General features: G+C 68.9%; 13 protein-coding genes. 6 read left to right on the forward strand and 7 right to left on the reverse strand.

Annotated features, from left to right (window positions below; all coding sequences use genetic code 11):
* Positions 1-152: 152 nt before the first annotated feature.
* The gene (thyX, locus tag BLT43_RS06250; RefSeq protein ID WP_090111085.1) at positions 153-1,082 is read left to right on the forward strand and encodes an FAD-dependent thymidylate synthase; all 930 of its coding nucleotides are present in this window, start codon (positions 153-155) and stop codon (positions 1,080-1,082) included.
* 235 nt (positions 1,083-1,317) lie between these two features.
* On the forward strand, positions 1,318-1,785 hold the full coding sequence (locus BLT43_RS06255; RefSeq protein WP_165612551.1) for a DUF4145 domain-containing protein: 468 nt from the start codon (positions 1,318-1,320) through the stop codon (positions 1,783-1,785).
* Here the strand turns inward: BLT43_RS06255 and BLT43_RS06260 are convergent.
* A complete protein-coding gene (locus BLT43_RS06260; protein WP_090111089.1) occupies positions 1,782-1,988 on the reverse strand; it encodes a cold-shock protein in 207 nt (68 codons plus the stop codon). The two genes, BLT43_RS06255 and BLT43_RS06260, sit on opposite strands and share 4 nt — an antisense overlap.
* An 89-nt stretch (positions 1,989-2,077) precedes the next feature.
* Here BLT43_RS06260 and BLT43_RS06265 point away from each other — a divergent pair, with 89 nt between their 5' ends.
* The gene (locus BLT43_RS06265) at positions 2,078-2,383 is read left to right on the forward strand and encodes an arsenate reductase family protein (RefSeq protein WP_090111091.1); all 306 of its coding nucleotides are present in this window, start codon (positions 2,078-2,080) and stop codon (positions 2,381-2,383) included.
* On the opposite strand, the gene thrS is transcribed toward BLT43_RS06265, so the two are convergent.
* On the reverse strand, positions 2,368-4,326 hold the full coding sequence (gene thrS, locus BLT43_RS06270) for a threonine--tRNA ligase (RefSeq protein WP_090111092.1): 1,959 nt from the start codon (positions 4,324-4,326) through the stop codon (positions 2,368-2,370). The two genes, BLT43_RS06265 and thrS, sit on opposite strands and share 16 nt — an antisense overlap.
* Before the next feature lie 157 nt (positions 4,327-4,483).
* On the opposite strand from thrS, the gene BLT43_RS06275 reads away from it, so the two are divergent.
* Positions 4,484-5,221 (forward strand): alpha/beta hydrolase, encoded by a 738-nt coding sequence (locus BLT43_RS06275; protein WP_090111093.1) that lies wholly within the window; start codon positions 4,484-4,486, stop codon positions 5,219-5,221.
* Here the strand turns inward: BLT43_RS06275 and BLT43_RS19100 are convergent.
* The 5 genes from BLT43_RS19100 to BLT43_RS06295 all read right to left on the reverse strand — a co-directional run bounded on the left by BLT43_RS19100 (position 5,218) and on the right by BLT43_RS06295 (position 10,668).
* Positions 5,218-5,388, reverse strand: a complete 171-nt coding sequence (locus BLT43_RS19100; protein WP_165612552.1) for a hypothetical protein — start codon at positions 5,386-5,388, stop codon at positions 5,218-5,220. The two genes, BLT43_RS06275 and BLT43_RS19100, sit on opposite strands and share 4 nt — an antisense overlap.
* Before the next feature lie 25 nt (positions 5,389-5,413).
* Positions 5,414-6,526: a pyridoxal phosphate-dependent aminotransferase gene (locus BLT43_RS06280; protein WP_090111094.1), complete on the reverse strand. Its 1,113-nt coding sequence runs from the start codon at positions 6,524-6,526 to the stop codon at positions 5,414-5,416.
* A gap of 58 nt (positions 6,527-6,584) precedes the next feature.
* The gene (locus BLT43_RS06285) at positions 6,585-6,920 is read right to left on the reverse strand and encodes a DnaJ family domain-containing protein (protein WP_090111095.1); all 336 of its coding nucleotides are present in this window, start codon (positions 6,918-6,920) and stop codon (positions 6,585-6,587) included.
* Between the two features lie 142 nt (positions 6,921-7,062).
* On the reverse strand, positions 7,063-10,158 hold the full coding sequence (locus BLT43_RS06290) for a valine--tRNA ligase (RefSeq protein ID WP_090111096.1): 3,096 nt from the start codon (positions 10,156-10,158) through the stop codon (positions 7,063-7,065).
* Positions 10,159-10,230: 72 nt separating this feature from the next.
* Positions 10,231-10,668, reverse strand: coding sequence for an Lrp/AsnC family transcriptional regulator (locus tag BLT43_RS06295; protein WP_090111520.1), 438 nt, complete (start codon positions 10,666-10,668; stop codon positions 10,231-10,233).
* 106 nt (positions 10,669-10,774) lie between these two features.
* Here BLT43_RS06295 and BLT43_RS06300 point away from each other — a divergent pair, with 106 nt between their 5' ends.
* Together BLT43_RS06300 and BLT43_RS06305 are read left to right on the forward strand one after the other, a co-directional pair.
* Positions 10,775-11,950 carry a type III PLP-dependent enzyme domain-containing protein gene (locus tag BLT43_RS06300; protein WP_090111522.1) on the forward strand — a complete coding sequence of 392 codons (1,176 nt, stop codon included), beginning with the start codon at positions 10,775-10,777 and terminating at the stop codon, positions 11,948-11,950.
* A gap of 64 nt (positions 11,951-12,014) precedes the next feature.
* Positions 12,015-13,127 carry a DUF2235 domain-containing protein gene (locus BLT43_RS06305; protein WP_090111097.1) on the forward strand — a complete coding sequence of 371 codons (1,113 nt, stop codon included), beginning with the start codon at positions 12,015-12,017 and terminating at the stop codon, positions 13,125-13,127.
* Positions 13,128-13,140 lie beyond the last annotated feature (13 nt).

Raw genomic sequence — 13,140 nt, forward strand, 5'->3', positions numbered from 1 at the left:
TCCTCGGGGGCTGTCCTCGGGGCCGACCCTTCCGGCCGGGGCGCGCGAAGTCAACGCGCGGCCGCAACCGGGGCGGGGGCCAGCGCGGAATGTTCCCTCGCCGCCACGCCTCGTCTAGAGAGGGGCGACAGCCGATCCAGAGGAGACCCGCCATGCCGCTGACGCCCGAGCAGGAGGCCGAGATCGAAGATCTCCGCGCCGCCCCGAAACCGACCCTGCGCGCCGTCTCGGAGGGCGCGGAGGCGCATCTCTACAAGGTGCATCCCGTGCTCGACCACGGCTTCGTGCGGATGGTCGACTACATGGGCGACGATTCCGCGATCTGCCAGGCGGCGCGCGTCAGCTACGGCCGCGGCACCAAGTCGGTCAGCAACGACGAGGGGCTGATCCGCTACCTGATGCGGCACTGGCACTCGACGCCGTTCGAGATGTGCGAGCTGAAGCTGCACGTGAAACTGCCCGTCTTTGTCGCCCGACAGTGGATCCGCCACCGCACCGCCAACGTGAACGAGTACTCCGCACGCTACTCGATCCTCGACCGCGAGTTCTACATCCCGCGCGCCGAGGACCTCGCCGCGCAGTCGGCGCAGAACAACCAGGGCCGGGGCGACGTGCTGAACCCGGAGGAATCGGCGCGCGTGCTGCAATGGCTGCGCGAGGACGCGATGCGCTCCTACGACCATTACGAGGCGATGATCTCCGACACCTCGCCCGAGGGCGAGGGGCAGCAGGGCCTCGCGCGCGAACTCGCCCGGATGAACCTGCCGGCCAACATCTACACGCAGTGGTACTGGAAGGTGGATTTGCACAACCTGTTCCACTTCCTGCGGCTCCGGGCCGACGCCCACGCGCAATACGAGATCCGGGTCTATGCCGACGCGATCTGCGAGATGGTGAAGGACTGGGTGCCGATGGCCTACCGCGCCTTCGAGGACTACCGGCTCGGAGGGGTGACTCTGTCAACCATGGCGGTAGAGTGCCTGCGCCGGATGCTCGTTGGGGAGGAAGTGACCCAAGAGACTTCCGGCATGAGCGCCAGGGAGTGGCGGGAGTTTCAAGGGGTGCTAAAAAAACATGACTAGAATTGGCGCAGAATATTTCGATAAGATGACTCAAGATAATACTTCTTGTGATTATCCTGCCGCGATTAGATCTGTTTGCCCAAATTGTGGAAATTGGGCATCCTTCACTCTAGCGCACAACCATTTGAATCCGGCGATGTCGATCCGGACCGCAGGTTCGTATTGCCCTAGCTGTAATTTCCTAGTGAAGTTTGTAATGCTATATGAGGATCGGGCCGTTCAAAATAGATCACGGGTGCCGATTCAGGTAGATCTGTATCCCGAGATGGACTCTGAATTTAAGGTCGGGGCGCTTCCCGATAGTGTGCCAGCGCCCCTCAGAAAATCTTTGGACGATGCAATTCGCGCCTATAATGCAAGGATCTATGGGGCGACGACAACCAGCGGTCGACGTACGCTTGAGGGTATTTTTAAATATATGCTGCCAGAAGAGCAGCGAGATACTTCCCTGTACAAGCTAATCCAAGCTGCTGGCGATAATTACGACTTCAAGGCTCCTATAGACAGGTTGTCGAACGCTGTTAGAAAGGGAGGCAATCTTGGAGCTCATTTTGATCCGGACAAAGAAGCAGACCAAGTAATGGCGCGGCAGACTCTAGACTTGTTGGTTTATCTAATCGAGTATCTCTACGTCCTTCCAAAAAGGATAGAGTCACTAGAGAACGCTATTGAAATGCCTGAAGTGGCAATTGGAGAAGGCTAAACCTTCCTCAAATTCCCCGCCATCTGCCGCCCGTCGCGGCCCTCGATCAGCTCGAATTCCACCTGCTCCTCGTCGGCCAGACCGGTGAGGCCCGAGCGTTCGACGGCGGAGATGTGCACGAAGATGTCCTTGCCGCCGTCCTCCGGCGCGATGAAGCCGTAGCCCTTGGTCGTGTTGAACCACTTCACGGTGCCCTTCGGCATGGTCGTAACTCCAGTCTCAAGTGTCGTCCTCCGCCACGCGGGGCGGTTGACAGGGAGTCTAGAGCGCTCCACCGAAAGGCAAATCACGAATGGAGGGAAAGATGCGGGTGCTGGGGCTGAAGAACTGCGACACGACGCGCAAGGCGGTGAAGGCGCTGAAAGAGCAGGGGCATGAGCCGCTGCTGGTCGACGTGCGCGCCGAAGGGCTGAGCGAGGCCGAGATCGCGGCGCTGGTCGAGGCTTTCGGCGACAAGGCGATCAACCGCGCCTCTGCGACGTGGCGGGGGCTTTCCGAGGACGAAAAAGCCCGGCCGGCGGCCGGGCTTCTGAAGGACCACCCGGCGCTGATGAAGCGCCCGGTGATCGAGGAGGGCGGGCGTTACCGCCGGCCCTGACGCAGATCCGGCGGGGTGGCCTCGTCCTTGAGGCGCGAGACCACCTCGTCCAAGCCCAGCACCTCGGAGCGGTTCTCGCCCAGACGCCGCAGGCTGACGGTGCGCTCCTCGACCTCGCGGCCGCCGATGGCGAGGATGACAGGGACTTTCCCGACGGAATGCTCCCGCACTTTATAGTTAATTTTCTCGTTGCGGGTGTCGGCCTCGGCGCGGATGCCGGCGCGGGTCAGCTCGGCCACCACCTCGTGCACGTAGTCGTCGGCATCCGAAACGATCGAGGCCACGACGACCTGACGCGGCGCGAGCCAGAGCGGCAGGCGGCCGGCGTGGTTCTCGATGAGAATCCCGAGGAACCGCTCGAACGAGCCGAGGATGGCGCGGTGCAGCATGACGGGCCGGACCTTGTCGCCCTTCTCGTTGACGTATTCGGCGTCGAGCCGGTCGGGCAGGTTGAAGTCGGCCTGGAAGGTGCCGCACTGCCACTCGCGCCCGATGGCGTCGGTCAGCTTGAAGTCGAGCTTCGGGCCGTAGAAGGCGCCTTCGCCCGGATCGACGGTGTAGTCGGCCCCGGCCTTCTGGATCGCCTTTTCCAGCGCGCTTTCGGCCTTGTCCCAGATGTCGTCCGAGCCCACGCGGGTCTCGGGCCGGGTGGAAAGCTTGATGTCGAACTTCTCGAAGCCGAGATCCTCGTAGACCGAGGCCAAGAGCGCGATGAAGTCCGCGCATTCCTGCTCGAGCTGGTCCTCGGTGCAGAAGATATGCGCGTCGTCCTGCACGAAGCCGCGCACCCGCATCAGCCCGTGCATGGAGCCCGAGGATTCGTAGCGGTGGCAGGAGCCGAACTCCGCGAGGCGCAGCGGCAGGTCGCGGTAGGACTTGAGGCCCTGGTTGTACACCTGCACGTGGCAGGGGCAGTTCATGGGCTTCAGCGCGTTGGTGCGCTTTTCCTTCGCGCCTTCCTCGTCCACCTCGACGATGAACATGTTCTCGCGATAGGCCTCCCAGTGGCCCGAGCGCTCCCACAGCACGCGGTCGACGACCTGCGGGGTGCGGATCTCCTTGTAGCCCGCGGCGATCTGGCGGCGGCGCATGTAGTCCTCGAGCGCGCGGTAGACGGTCCAGCCGTTCGGGTGCCAGAACACCATGCCCGGCGCCTCTTCCTGCAGGTGGTAGAGGTCCATCTCGCGGCCGAGCTTGCGGTGGTCGCGCTTGGCGGCCTCCTCGAGCAAGGTGAGATGCGCCTTCAGCTCCTCGCGGTTGCGGAAGCCGACGCCGGAGATGCGCTGCAGCTGCGGGCGCGAGACGTCGCCGAACCAGTAGGCGCCCGAGACGCCCATCAGCTTGAAGGCGTCGGCGGGCAGCTGGCCCAGATGCTGCAGATGCGGGCCGCGGCAGAGGTCCTGCCAGTCGCCGTGCCAGTACATGCGGATCGGCGCGTCCTCGGGGATGCGGTCGATCAGCTCGATCTTGAAGGTCTCGCCGCGCTCCTGGTAGTAGGCGCGCGCCTGCGCCCGGTCCCACACCTCGTTGCGGATCGGCTCGGACTTGGCGATGATTTCCTTCATCTTCTTCTCGATCGCGCCGAGATCTTCGGGGGTGAAGGGCTCCTCGCGGTCGAAATCGTAGAACCAGCCGGTCTCGGTGACCGGGCCGATGGTGACCTTCACGTCGGGCCAGATCTCCTGCACGGCGCGCGCCATGACGTGCGCGAAGGCGTGGCGGATCAGCTCGAGCGAGGGCAGCTCGTCCTTGTTGGAGTAGATGGCGATGCGGCTGTCGGTCTCGATCGGCCAGCTCAGATCCCAATGGGTGCCGTTCACGTCGGCCGAGATGGCCTTCTTGGCAAGGCTCGGCGAGATCGACTGCGCCACCTCGGCGGCGGTCACGCCGGCCGGGTAGTCACGGCTGTTGCCATCGGGAAAGGTGAGGGAGATCTGGGCCATGTTCGGCCTCCTCGTCGGTTTGGCGCCCACGGAACGCCCGGTTGCGGGTTATGTGTCGGGGCTTGATGCTTGGCGGCGGCGCGGGTGTCAAGCGCGGGGCTTGCCATCGGGGCCGCGCGCTTCGATGCTGCGCGCCGACCAAGAGAGGGAGACCGCCATGCCCGACTTCACCAGCCCGCAGGGCCGCCGCATCGCCTACGACCTGACGCCCGGGACCGGGCCGGGGGTGGTGTTCCTCGGCGGTTTCCGCTCGGACAAGGAGGGGACGAAGGCGCTGCACCTCGAGGAATGGGCCAAGCGCGAGGGCCGGGCCTTCCTTCGTTTCGACTATTCCGGGCATGGCAGCAGCGGCGGCGCCTTCGAGGAGGGCGCGATCGGCGACTGGGCCGAGGACGCGGCGGCGGCGCTGGGTCTGACCGAGGGGCCGCAGATCCTCGTGGGCTCCTCGATGGGCGGCTGGATCGCGCTGCTGCTGGCGCGGGCGATGCCCGAGAATGTGGCGGGGCTCGTGACCATCGCCGCAGCACCCGATTTCACCGAGGACGGGTTCCGGGCCGAGATGACCGCGGAGATGCTGCGCCGGTTCGAAGCCGACGGCTATCTCGACTACCCGTCGGACTATGGCGAGCCGCTCAGGATCACCCGGCGGCTGATCGAGGAGGGGCGGGGGCACCTCGTGCTGCGCACGCCCTTGTCGCTGCCCTTCCCGGTGCGCTTCCTGCAGGGCACGGCAGACGAGGACGTCTCGGTCGCCACCGCGCTGCGGCTTCTGGAGCATGCCGAGGGGCCGGACATGCGGCTGACGCTGGTGGACGGGGCGGATCACCGCTTTTCCACGCCCGACTGCCTCGACCTGATCACGGGGAGCGTCGCGGAGGTGACGGCGCGGCTCTAGCGCCGCACGCGGCGGGCGATGGGGCAGGCCAGGCGGTCGAAGCCCCACGCGCCGAGCATCACCCCGACCCAGCCCCAGATCGCGGCCACGGTGAGCAGGCCGAAGAACAGCAGCACGCCGAGCGTGGTCAGGAAGGCGGCGGTGTAGTCCGGGGCGGGCTGTCGCATCGGGGTCTCCTCGACCCCGTGCGATCTAGTCCGCGGCGCGGGCCTCTTCCAGCGCCTCGGGTAACGCTTGCGCGAAGGCGTCGAGATCGGCCTCGGTGCCGGCGCTGACGCGGATGCAGCGGTTCAGAGGCGCGACGCCGGGCATCCGCACGAAGACGCCGCGCTTCACCAGCCCGTCGAGCACGCGCTTGGCAAAGGCGCCGTCGGCCCCGCAGTCGATGGCGACGAAGTTGGTGGCCGAGGGCAGCGGCACGAGGCCGTTGTCATGGGCGATGGCGGCGATGCGGGCGCAGGCGTCGGTGACATGCGCCTGCACCTGCGCGAGCCAGTCCTGATCCTGCAGCGCTGCGAGCGCGCCGGCCTGCGCCATGCGCGTCAGCCCGAAATGGTTGCGCACCCGGTCGAAGGCCGCGATCAGCGGCGCCGGGCCGATGGCATAGCCGATCCGCGCGCCGGCAAGGCCATGCGCCTTGGAAAAAGTGCGGAAGCGGATCACCCGCTCGTCGGTCGGGTCGATCTCGGGGGCGGTGCCCTCGGGGGCGAACTCGACATAGGCCTCGTCGAGCACCAGGAGCGCCCCTTCGGGCAGGGTGTCGATCATCTCGAGGATCGTGTCGGCGCCGTGATGCCCGCCCATCGGGTTGTCGGGGTTGGCGATGTAGACGAGCTTCGCGCCCGCGAACTCGGCACGCTCGATCAGGCCCTTCGCATCGACGCGGTCGCCGTCATAGGGAATCCGCTCGATCCGGCCGCCGAAGCCGGTGACGTGGAAGTCGAAGGTCGGGTAGCCGCCCTCGGAGGTCACGGCCCAGTCGCCCGGCCCGATGGTCAGCCGCGCCAGAAGGCCCAGGAGCCCGTCGATGCCTTCGCCGACGCGGATATGCTCGGGCCCCACGCCGTGATGCGCGGCGATGGCGTGACGCAGCTCGTGCGCCTCGGGGTCGCCATACATCCAGGCCTCGGCGGCGGCGGCGCGCATTGCCTCGATGGCCTTTGGCGAGGGGCCGAAGACGTTCTCGTTGGCGCCGAGCCGGGCCGCGAAGGGCCGGCCCATGGCGCGCTCCTGGGTTTCCGGGCCGACGAAGGGCACGGTGTCGGGCAGCGAAGCGGCGAGCGGGGTGAGGCGCGGATCGGTCATGGCGGGGAAGATGGCGCGGCGCGGGGTCGGCGTCCAGCGGGCATCGTGCCGGCGCGCGTCAGGGGCGCAGAAACTTGCGCCGCGCCTCGGTGGCGATGGCGTGGCGCAGCTCCAGGTCGGCGGCCTCGGCCTGCAGGCGGCGGCGCTCCTGCGGGTCGCGGGCCGCGGCCAGCGCCGCGCGGGCGGCGTCGAGTCGGCGCTTGATGCGGAACTCCTCGGGCAGCGCCCCGGCCTCGGCCATGATGCGGTGCCCGACCTGCGTGCCGGTGTCGAGATGCGCTTCGCCCGAGCGGTCGGGCAGGGGCTTGCCCTCGCCCGCGAGCCCGCGCAGCTCGCCCGCCGCCTCGGCGGCGCGGATGCGGCTTTCGGTGAGATGGCGTAGCGAGCGAATCATGTCCGCATCCTGCGGCAGATCCGCCCCGGCAGCACGAAGAAAGGGCGGCACCTCGCGGCACCGCCCTTGCTCACTTCGCTCCTGAAATACTCCGGGGGAGCCCCGAAGGGGCGGGGGCAGCGCCCCCATGCCCGGCGCCAGGTCAGGCGATCTCGTTCAGCCGGTCGAGCGCGGCGGAAAGCTGCGCCGCCTCGGCCTCGCGCGCGACGAGGTTCTCGCGGGTTTCCTCGACCACCTCCTCGGGCGCGCTCTCGGCGAATTTCGGGTTGTTCAGCCGGCCCTTCAGCCCGCCGATCTCCTTCTCGAGCTTGCCCATCACCTTCGACAGCCGCGCCTTCTCGGCCGTGACGTCGATGATGTCGGCCAGCGGCAGCGCCACGGTCGCGCCGGGCAGCGCCACGGTGATCGCGCCCTTGGGCGCGGTCTCGGCCTCGGTCAGCCCCTCGATCCGGGCGAGACGCTGGATCATCGCGGCGTTGCGCTCCCAGGCGGTGCGGACGGCGTCGTCGGCGCCGACCAGCACCACCGGCACCTGTAGGCCCGCCGGCACGTTCATCTGCGCGCGGGCCGAGCGCACGCCCTCGACCATCGCGATGGCGAGCGACATCTCGGCCTCGGCCTCCGGGTCGGCCAGCTCGGCCAGCCCGTATTCGGGCCACTCGGCATGGACCAGCATGGTGTCGCGCCGCGCCGTGGTGCCCCAGAGCTCCTCGGTGATGAAGGGCATGATCGGGTGCAGCAGGATCATGCACTGGTCGAGCACCCAGGCCATCACGGCCTGTGTCTCGGCCCGGGCCTCCATGTCCTCGCCCTGCAGGAGCGGCTTGGAGAACTCGACATACCAGTCGCAGACCTTGCCCCAGACGAAGGCGTAGAGCCCGTTGGCGGCGTCGTTGAAGCGGTAGGCCTGCAGCGCGGCGTCGGTCTCCTCGCGGATCTTCGCGGTCTCGGCGACGATCCAGCGGTTGACCGTGGCGCGCGCCTTGGGCGGCACGTTCGGCGCGGCCTCGCGCTCGGCGCCCAGCGCGCCGTTCATCTCGGCGAAGCGGCAGGCGTTCCACAGCTTGGTGGTGAAGTTGCGGTAGCCCTGGATGCGCTGGGTCGAGAGCTTCAGGTCGCGCCCCATCGCCGCCATGGCGGTCAGGGTGAAGCGCACCGCGTCGGCGCCGTACTCGTCGATCAGGTCGAGCGGGTCCATGACGTTGCCGAGCGACTTCGACATCTTCTTGCCCTTCTCGTCGCGGACGAGGGCGTGGACGTAGACGGTGTCGAAGGGCCGCTCACCCACCACGGCGTATTGCATCATCATCATCCGGGCGACCCAGAAGAAGATGATGTCGAAGCCGGTGACGAGGGTGGAGGTGGGGAAATACTTCTCCAGCTCCGGCGTCTGCTCGGGCCAGCCCAGCGTGCCGATCGGCCAGAGGCCCGAAGAGAACCAGGTGTCGAGCACGTCGGGGTCGCGCCAGACCGGGATCGCGGTCGGCGCGTCGGGGGTGCGGATCGCGCCCTCGTCGGTGGTGTTGCCGATCGCCGCCTCGAACAGCGCCATGGCCTCGGCGCGGTCCTCGACGAAGCGGATCTCGTCATGGCCGTAATAGGCGGCCATCTTCTGCAGCGCCTCCTCGCGGGTGGCGGCGCAGAACGGCGTCCAGTCGGCCTCGAGGTCGACATGGCCGTCGGTCAGGGTCGGCCCGTACCAGACCGGGATCTGGTGGCCCCACCAGAGCTGGCGCGAGATGCACCAGGGCTCGATGTTCTCGAGCCAGTGGAAATAGACCTTGGCATCGCGCTCGGGCAGGATCGTGGTCTCGCCCGACCGCACGGCGTCGAGCGCGGGGCCGACGATCTTCGAGGTGTCGACGAACCACTGGTCGGTCAGCATCGGCTCGATCACCACCTTCGAGCGGTCGCCGAAGGGCTGCATGATCGGCTTGTGCTCCACGAGCGGGACGAGCCGCGTCTCGGGCGGGGTGCCGCCTTCCTCGGCGGCCTCGCGCTTGGCGGCCTTGGGGCCGAGCCGCGGGTCCCATTCGGGCACCATGACGGAAAGGCCCTCGGCCGTGATGTCCTCGACCACCGCCTCTCGCGCCGCAAAACGGTCGATGCCGCGATATTTCTCAGGGACCAAGTTGAGCGCGTCGGCCTCCATGACCGAGATCTCGGCACCCTGCGCCACCTCCTGCGCCCGCGCGGCGGCCTCGTCATAGGGCGCGCCGTCGGCGCGCATCGCGCCCTTGGTGTCCATCAGGCGGTACATCGGGATGCCGCCGCGCTTGGCGACCTCGTAGTCGTTGAAGTCGTGCGCGCCGGTGATCTTCACCGCGCCCGAGCCGAAATCCATCTCGGGGTATTCGTCGGTGATGATCGGGATCAGGCGGCGGTGTTCCTTGGGCCCGACCGGGATCTCGCAGAGCTTGCCGACGATCGGCGCGTAGCGTTCGTCATCGGGGTGCACCGCGACCGCGCCGTCGCCGAGCATGGTCTCGGGGCGGGTGGTGGCGATGGCGATGTAGTCGCGCTCCTCCTCGAAGACGACGTTGCCGTCCGCGTCGCGCTCCACGTAGGTGTAGGTCTCGCCGCCGGCGAGCGGGTACTTGAAGTGCCACATGTTGCCGGGCGTCTCGACGTTCTCGACCTCGAGGTCGGAGATCGCCGTCTCGAAATGCGGGTCCCAGTTCACCAGCCGCTTGCCGCGGTAGATCAGGCCCTTCTCGTACATGTCGACGAAGACCTTGATCACGGCATCGTGGAAGTTGCCCTGCTCGCCCTCGGGCGCGCCCGGCGCGCCGGACATGGTGAAGGCGTTGCGCTCCCAGTCGAGCGAGGCGCCCAAGCGCTTGAGCTGACCGACGATCTGGCCGCCGGACTGCGCCTTCCATTCCCAGACCTTCTCGAGGAACTTCTCGCGGCCCATCTCGCGGCGGCTCTCGTTGCCGGCCTTGGCCATCTCGCGCTCGACCACCATTTGGGTGGCGATGCCGGCATGGTCCTGGCCGGGCTGCCACAGCGTGTCGAAGCCGCGCATCCGGTGCCAGCGCACGAGGATGTCCTGCAGCGTGTTGTTGAAGGCGTGGCCCATGTGCAGCGAGCCGGTGACGTTCGGCGGCGGGATCATCATCGAGAAGGTCTCGGGCCGCCGCGCGCCCGCGCCGGCGCGGAACGCCCCCGCCTTTTCCCAGGCCTCGTAGAGCCGGGCCTCGGCCCCGGCCGCGTCGAACGTCTTTTCCATCGCCATGTCCGGGCTCCTCGTAGAAATCGCGCCGATCTCTAGCGCGCGGGACGGTGGAGGAAAAGGCCGCGGCGGGCCTCAGCCGCCGCGGTCGATCCGGGTGCTAAGGTGAATCAGCGCCTCGGTCGCCTTCACGCCGGCCAGAGCGCCGATCCGGTCGAGCGCCGCGTCGAGATCCTCGGTCGAGCGGGCGCGCAGCCGGCAGGCGAGGTCGAAGCGCCCCGAGGTGGTGTGCACCGTCTCGATCTCGGGCAGTTTCCTCAGCCCGGCGAGCACGGCGGCCTGCCGCGCCGGCTCCATCTGCACCAGCACGGTGGCGGCGATGCCGCCGCGCGCCCTGTCCGACAGCCTGAGCGTGTAGCCCGCGATCGCGCCCGACCGCTCCAGCCGGTCGAGCCGCGCCTGCACGGTGGAGCGCGCGAGGCCGAGCTTCTGCGCCAGATGCGCGACCGGCAGGCGGGCGTTCTCGCTCAAAAGCGCGATCAGGCGGGCATCGGTGCGGTCGATCTCGGTCATATCGCCGATGAAGCCGACGAAATGCCGCAAGGTCCAGACAAATCGGGCATATCGCCGCTTCGGATCGGCGGGCGGGGCCGGCAGCATGAGGGAGAGGAGGACGATGATGCTGCAGACGACGGTTGTTCCCGACACCACGGTTGTTCCCGGCCATGCCGACGGCCCGGAGGACTGGCTCGCCCGGCATGGCGGCGAGTTGCCGGTGCTGTTCTTCTGTCTGGCCGCGCTGTCGGCTCGGCACGACCGCTTCCGGCGCGGGTTTCCGGGCGCCGTGACCTATGCGGTCAAGGCCAATCCCGACGAGGCGGTGATCGCGCGGCTCGGCGCCGAGGGGATGCCCGCCTTCGACGTCGCCTCGCCCGCGGAGATCGCGCTGGTGCGCCGGCTCTGCCCGTCGGCGGCGCTGCACTACCACAACCCGGTGCGGTCGCGCGGCGAGATCCGCGCCGGCCTCGCCGCGGGCGTCGCCTCGTGGTCGGTCGACGATTCGCGCGAGCTGGAGAAGCTCGTGGCCGAGGGCGTCGGCCCCGGCGCCGAGATCGCGGTGCGGCTGAAGCTGCCGGTGGCGGGCGCGGCCTATGATTTCGGCTCGAAGTTCGGCGCGCCGCCGGAGCTGGCCGAGGCGCTGCTGCGGCGCGCGGCGGCGACCGGGGCGCGGGTCTCGATGACGTTTCACGTCGGCACGCAATGCGCCGACCCGGCCGCCTGGACCGCCTACATGGAGGCCTGCGCCGACATCGTCCGGCGCACCGGGCTGCGGCTGGCGCGGCTCAATGTCGGCGGCGGCTTTCCCTCGGGGCGCGACGGCGGCGACCCGGCGCTCGAGCCGATCTTCGCGGCGGTGGCGCGCGGGCTGTCGCGGTTCGAACGGCCGCCCGAGCTGGTCTGCGAGCCGGGGCGCGGGCTGGTGGCCGACGCCATGGCCTACGCGGTGCGGGTCAAGGCGCGCCGCGGCGCCGCGCTCTACCTCAATGACGGCATCTATGGCGGGCTGTCGGAATGCCCCTCGATCGGCGTGCCGCGGGTGGATCTCGTGACCGATGACGGCCGCGCGACCGGTCCCGCGCAGCCCTTCACGCTGTTCGGCCCGACCTGTGACAGCCTCGACCGGCTGCCGGGCGAGACGCGGCTCGCCGGCTGCGTGGCCGAAGGGGACTGGCTGCTGTTCCGCTCGGCCGGGGCCTATCTCAACGGCGTCACCACCATGTTCAACGGATATGGCACACGCGAGCAGGCCAGCGTCGGGCGGCTCTGGACAGACCCGTGCCATCCCCTAGGCTGAAGGAGAGCAGGAAGGACCGACATGATGCGAGGCAGGGCAGGGCGGCACGGCGGCGGAGGCGTGGATGGGCGTCCGTGACTGGCTGCTGGGCCTGTTCGGCCGCCGCGCGCGGCAGGCGGAGGGTCAGCCCCGCGCCCGCGGCCCCGCGATCCACGTCATCATCCTCGACGGCACCATGTCGACGCTCAGGCGCGGCTACGAGACCAATGCCGGGCTGACCTACAAGCTGCTGCGCGAATCGGGCCGCCAAGCCAACCTCACCGTGCATTACGAGGCCGGCATCCAGTGGCCGAGCTGGTCCGAGACGCTGGACGTGATGATGGGGCGCGGCATCAACCGGCAGATCCAGCGCGCCTATGGCGTGCTCGCCTCGCGATTCCGCCCCGGCGACCGGATCGTGCTGGTGGGCTATTCGCGCGGCGCCTACGCGGTGCGCTCGCTGGCCGGGGTGGTCAGCCGGGTCGGGCTGCTGCGGGCCGAGGAGGCGACCGAGCGCAACGTCCGCGACGCCTACCGCCACTACCGCCACCGCGGCGAGGCGCCGAGCGAGGCGGCCCGCGCCTTCGCCCGGCTGCATTGCCACGACCGGGTCGACATCGAGGCGGTCGGCTGCTGGGACACGGTCGCCTCGCTCGGGCTCAGACTGCCGCTCCTGTGGCGGCTGTCGGAGCCCAACCACATGTTCCACGACCACCGGCTCGGCCGGCACGTGCTGCACGGCTTCCACGCGCTGGCGCTCGACGAGACGCGGGAGGGCTACGCCCCGGTGCTCTGGACCACGCCGGACGCCTTCGAGGGCCATGTCGAGCAGGTCTGGTTCCGCGGCACGCATGGCGACATCGGCGGCCAGCTCAACGGCGAGTTCGCCGCGCGGCCGCTGGCCAACATTCCGCTGGTCTGGATGCTGACCCGGCTCGAGGCCTGCGGCCTGCCGCTGCCCGCGGACTGGGAGGCGCGCTTTCCCTGCGACCCGGACGCGCCCTCGGTCGGGACCTGGCGCGGCTGGGGCAAGATGTTCCTGCTGCGGGGGCGGCGGGTGATCGGGCGCGACCCCTCCGAGCGGCTGCACGACTCGGTGGCGGGCGGTCATCGGGCGCGGCGGCTCCTGCCCGGGTCCGCGCCCGCGCCGGAGCCGGAGATCCCGGGGCCGCCGGTGGGGCTCGGCGCGGCCGAGTAGGCCAGCCCTCGCC

Origin of the sequence: Limimaricola pyoseonensis (genome assembly GCF_900102015.1) — a bacterium.
Taxonomy (GTDB): domain Bacteria; phylum Pseudomonadota; class Alphaproteobacteria; order Rhodobacterales; family Rhodobacteraceae; genus Limimaricola; species Limimaricola pyoseonensis.

Bases quoted from the DNA above. Each gene is read 5' to 3' on its own strand.
- BLT43_RS06300 (WP_090111522.1), top strand. From the start codon at position 10,775: ATGCTGCAGACGACGGTTGTTCCCGACACCACGGTTGTTCCCGGCCAT.
- BLT43_RS06275 (WP_090111093.1), top strand. From the start codon at position 4,484: ATGCCCGACTTCACCAGCCCGCAGGGCCGCCGCATCGCCTACGACCTG.
- BLT43_RS19100 (WP_165612552.1), bottom strand. From the start codon at position 5,388: ATGCGACAGCCCGCCCCGGACTACACCGCCGCCTTCCTGACCACGCTC.
- BLT43_RS06280 (WP_090111094.1), bottom strand. From the start codon at position 6,526: ATGACCGATCCGCGCCTCACCCCGCTCGCCGCTTCGCTGCCCGACACC.
- BLT43_RS06260 (WP_090111089.1), bottom strand. From the start codon at position 1,988: ATGCCGAAGGGCACCGTGAAGTGGTTCAACACGACCAAGGGCTACGGC.
- BLT43_RS06285 (WP_090111095.1), bottom strand. From the start codon at position 6,920: ATGATTCGCTCGCTACGCCATCTCACCGAAAGCCGCATCCGCGCCGCC.
- BLT43_RS06290 (WP_090111096.1), bottom strand. From the start codon at position 10,158: ATGGCGATGGAAAAGACGTTCGACGCGGCCGGGGCCGAGGCCCGGCTC.
- BLT43_RS06305 (WP_090111097.1), top strand. From the start codon at position 12,015: ATGGGCGTCCGTGACTGGCTGCTGGGCCTGTTCGGCCGCCGCGCGCGG.
- BLT43_RS06295 (WP_090111520.1), bottom strand. From the start codon at position 10,668: ATGACCGAGATCGACCGCACCGATGCCCGCCTGATCGCGCTTTTGAGC.
- thrS (WP_090111092.1), bottom strand. From the start codon at position 4,326: ATGGCCCAGATCTCCCTCACCTTTCCCGATGGCAACAGCCGTGACTAC.
- BLT43_RS06265 (WP_090111091.1), top strand. From the start codon at position 2,078: ATGGAGGGAAAGATGCGGGTGCTGGGGCTGAAGAACTGCGACACGACG.
- thyX (WP_090111085.1), top strand. From the start codon at position 153: ATGCCGCTGACGCCCGAGCAGGAGGCCGAGATCGAAGATCTCCGCGCC.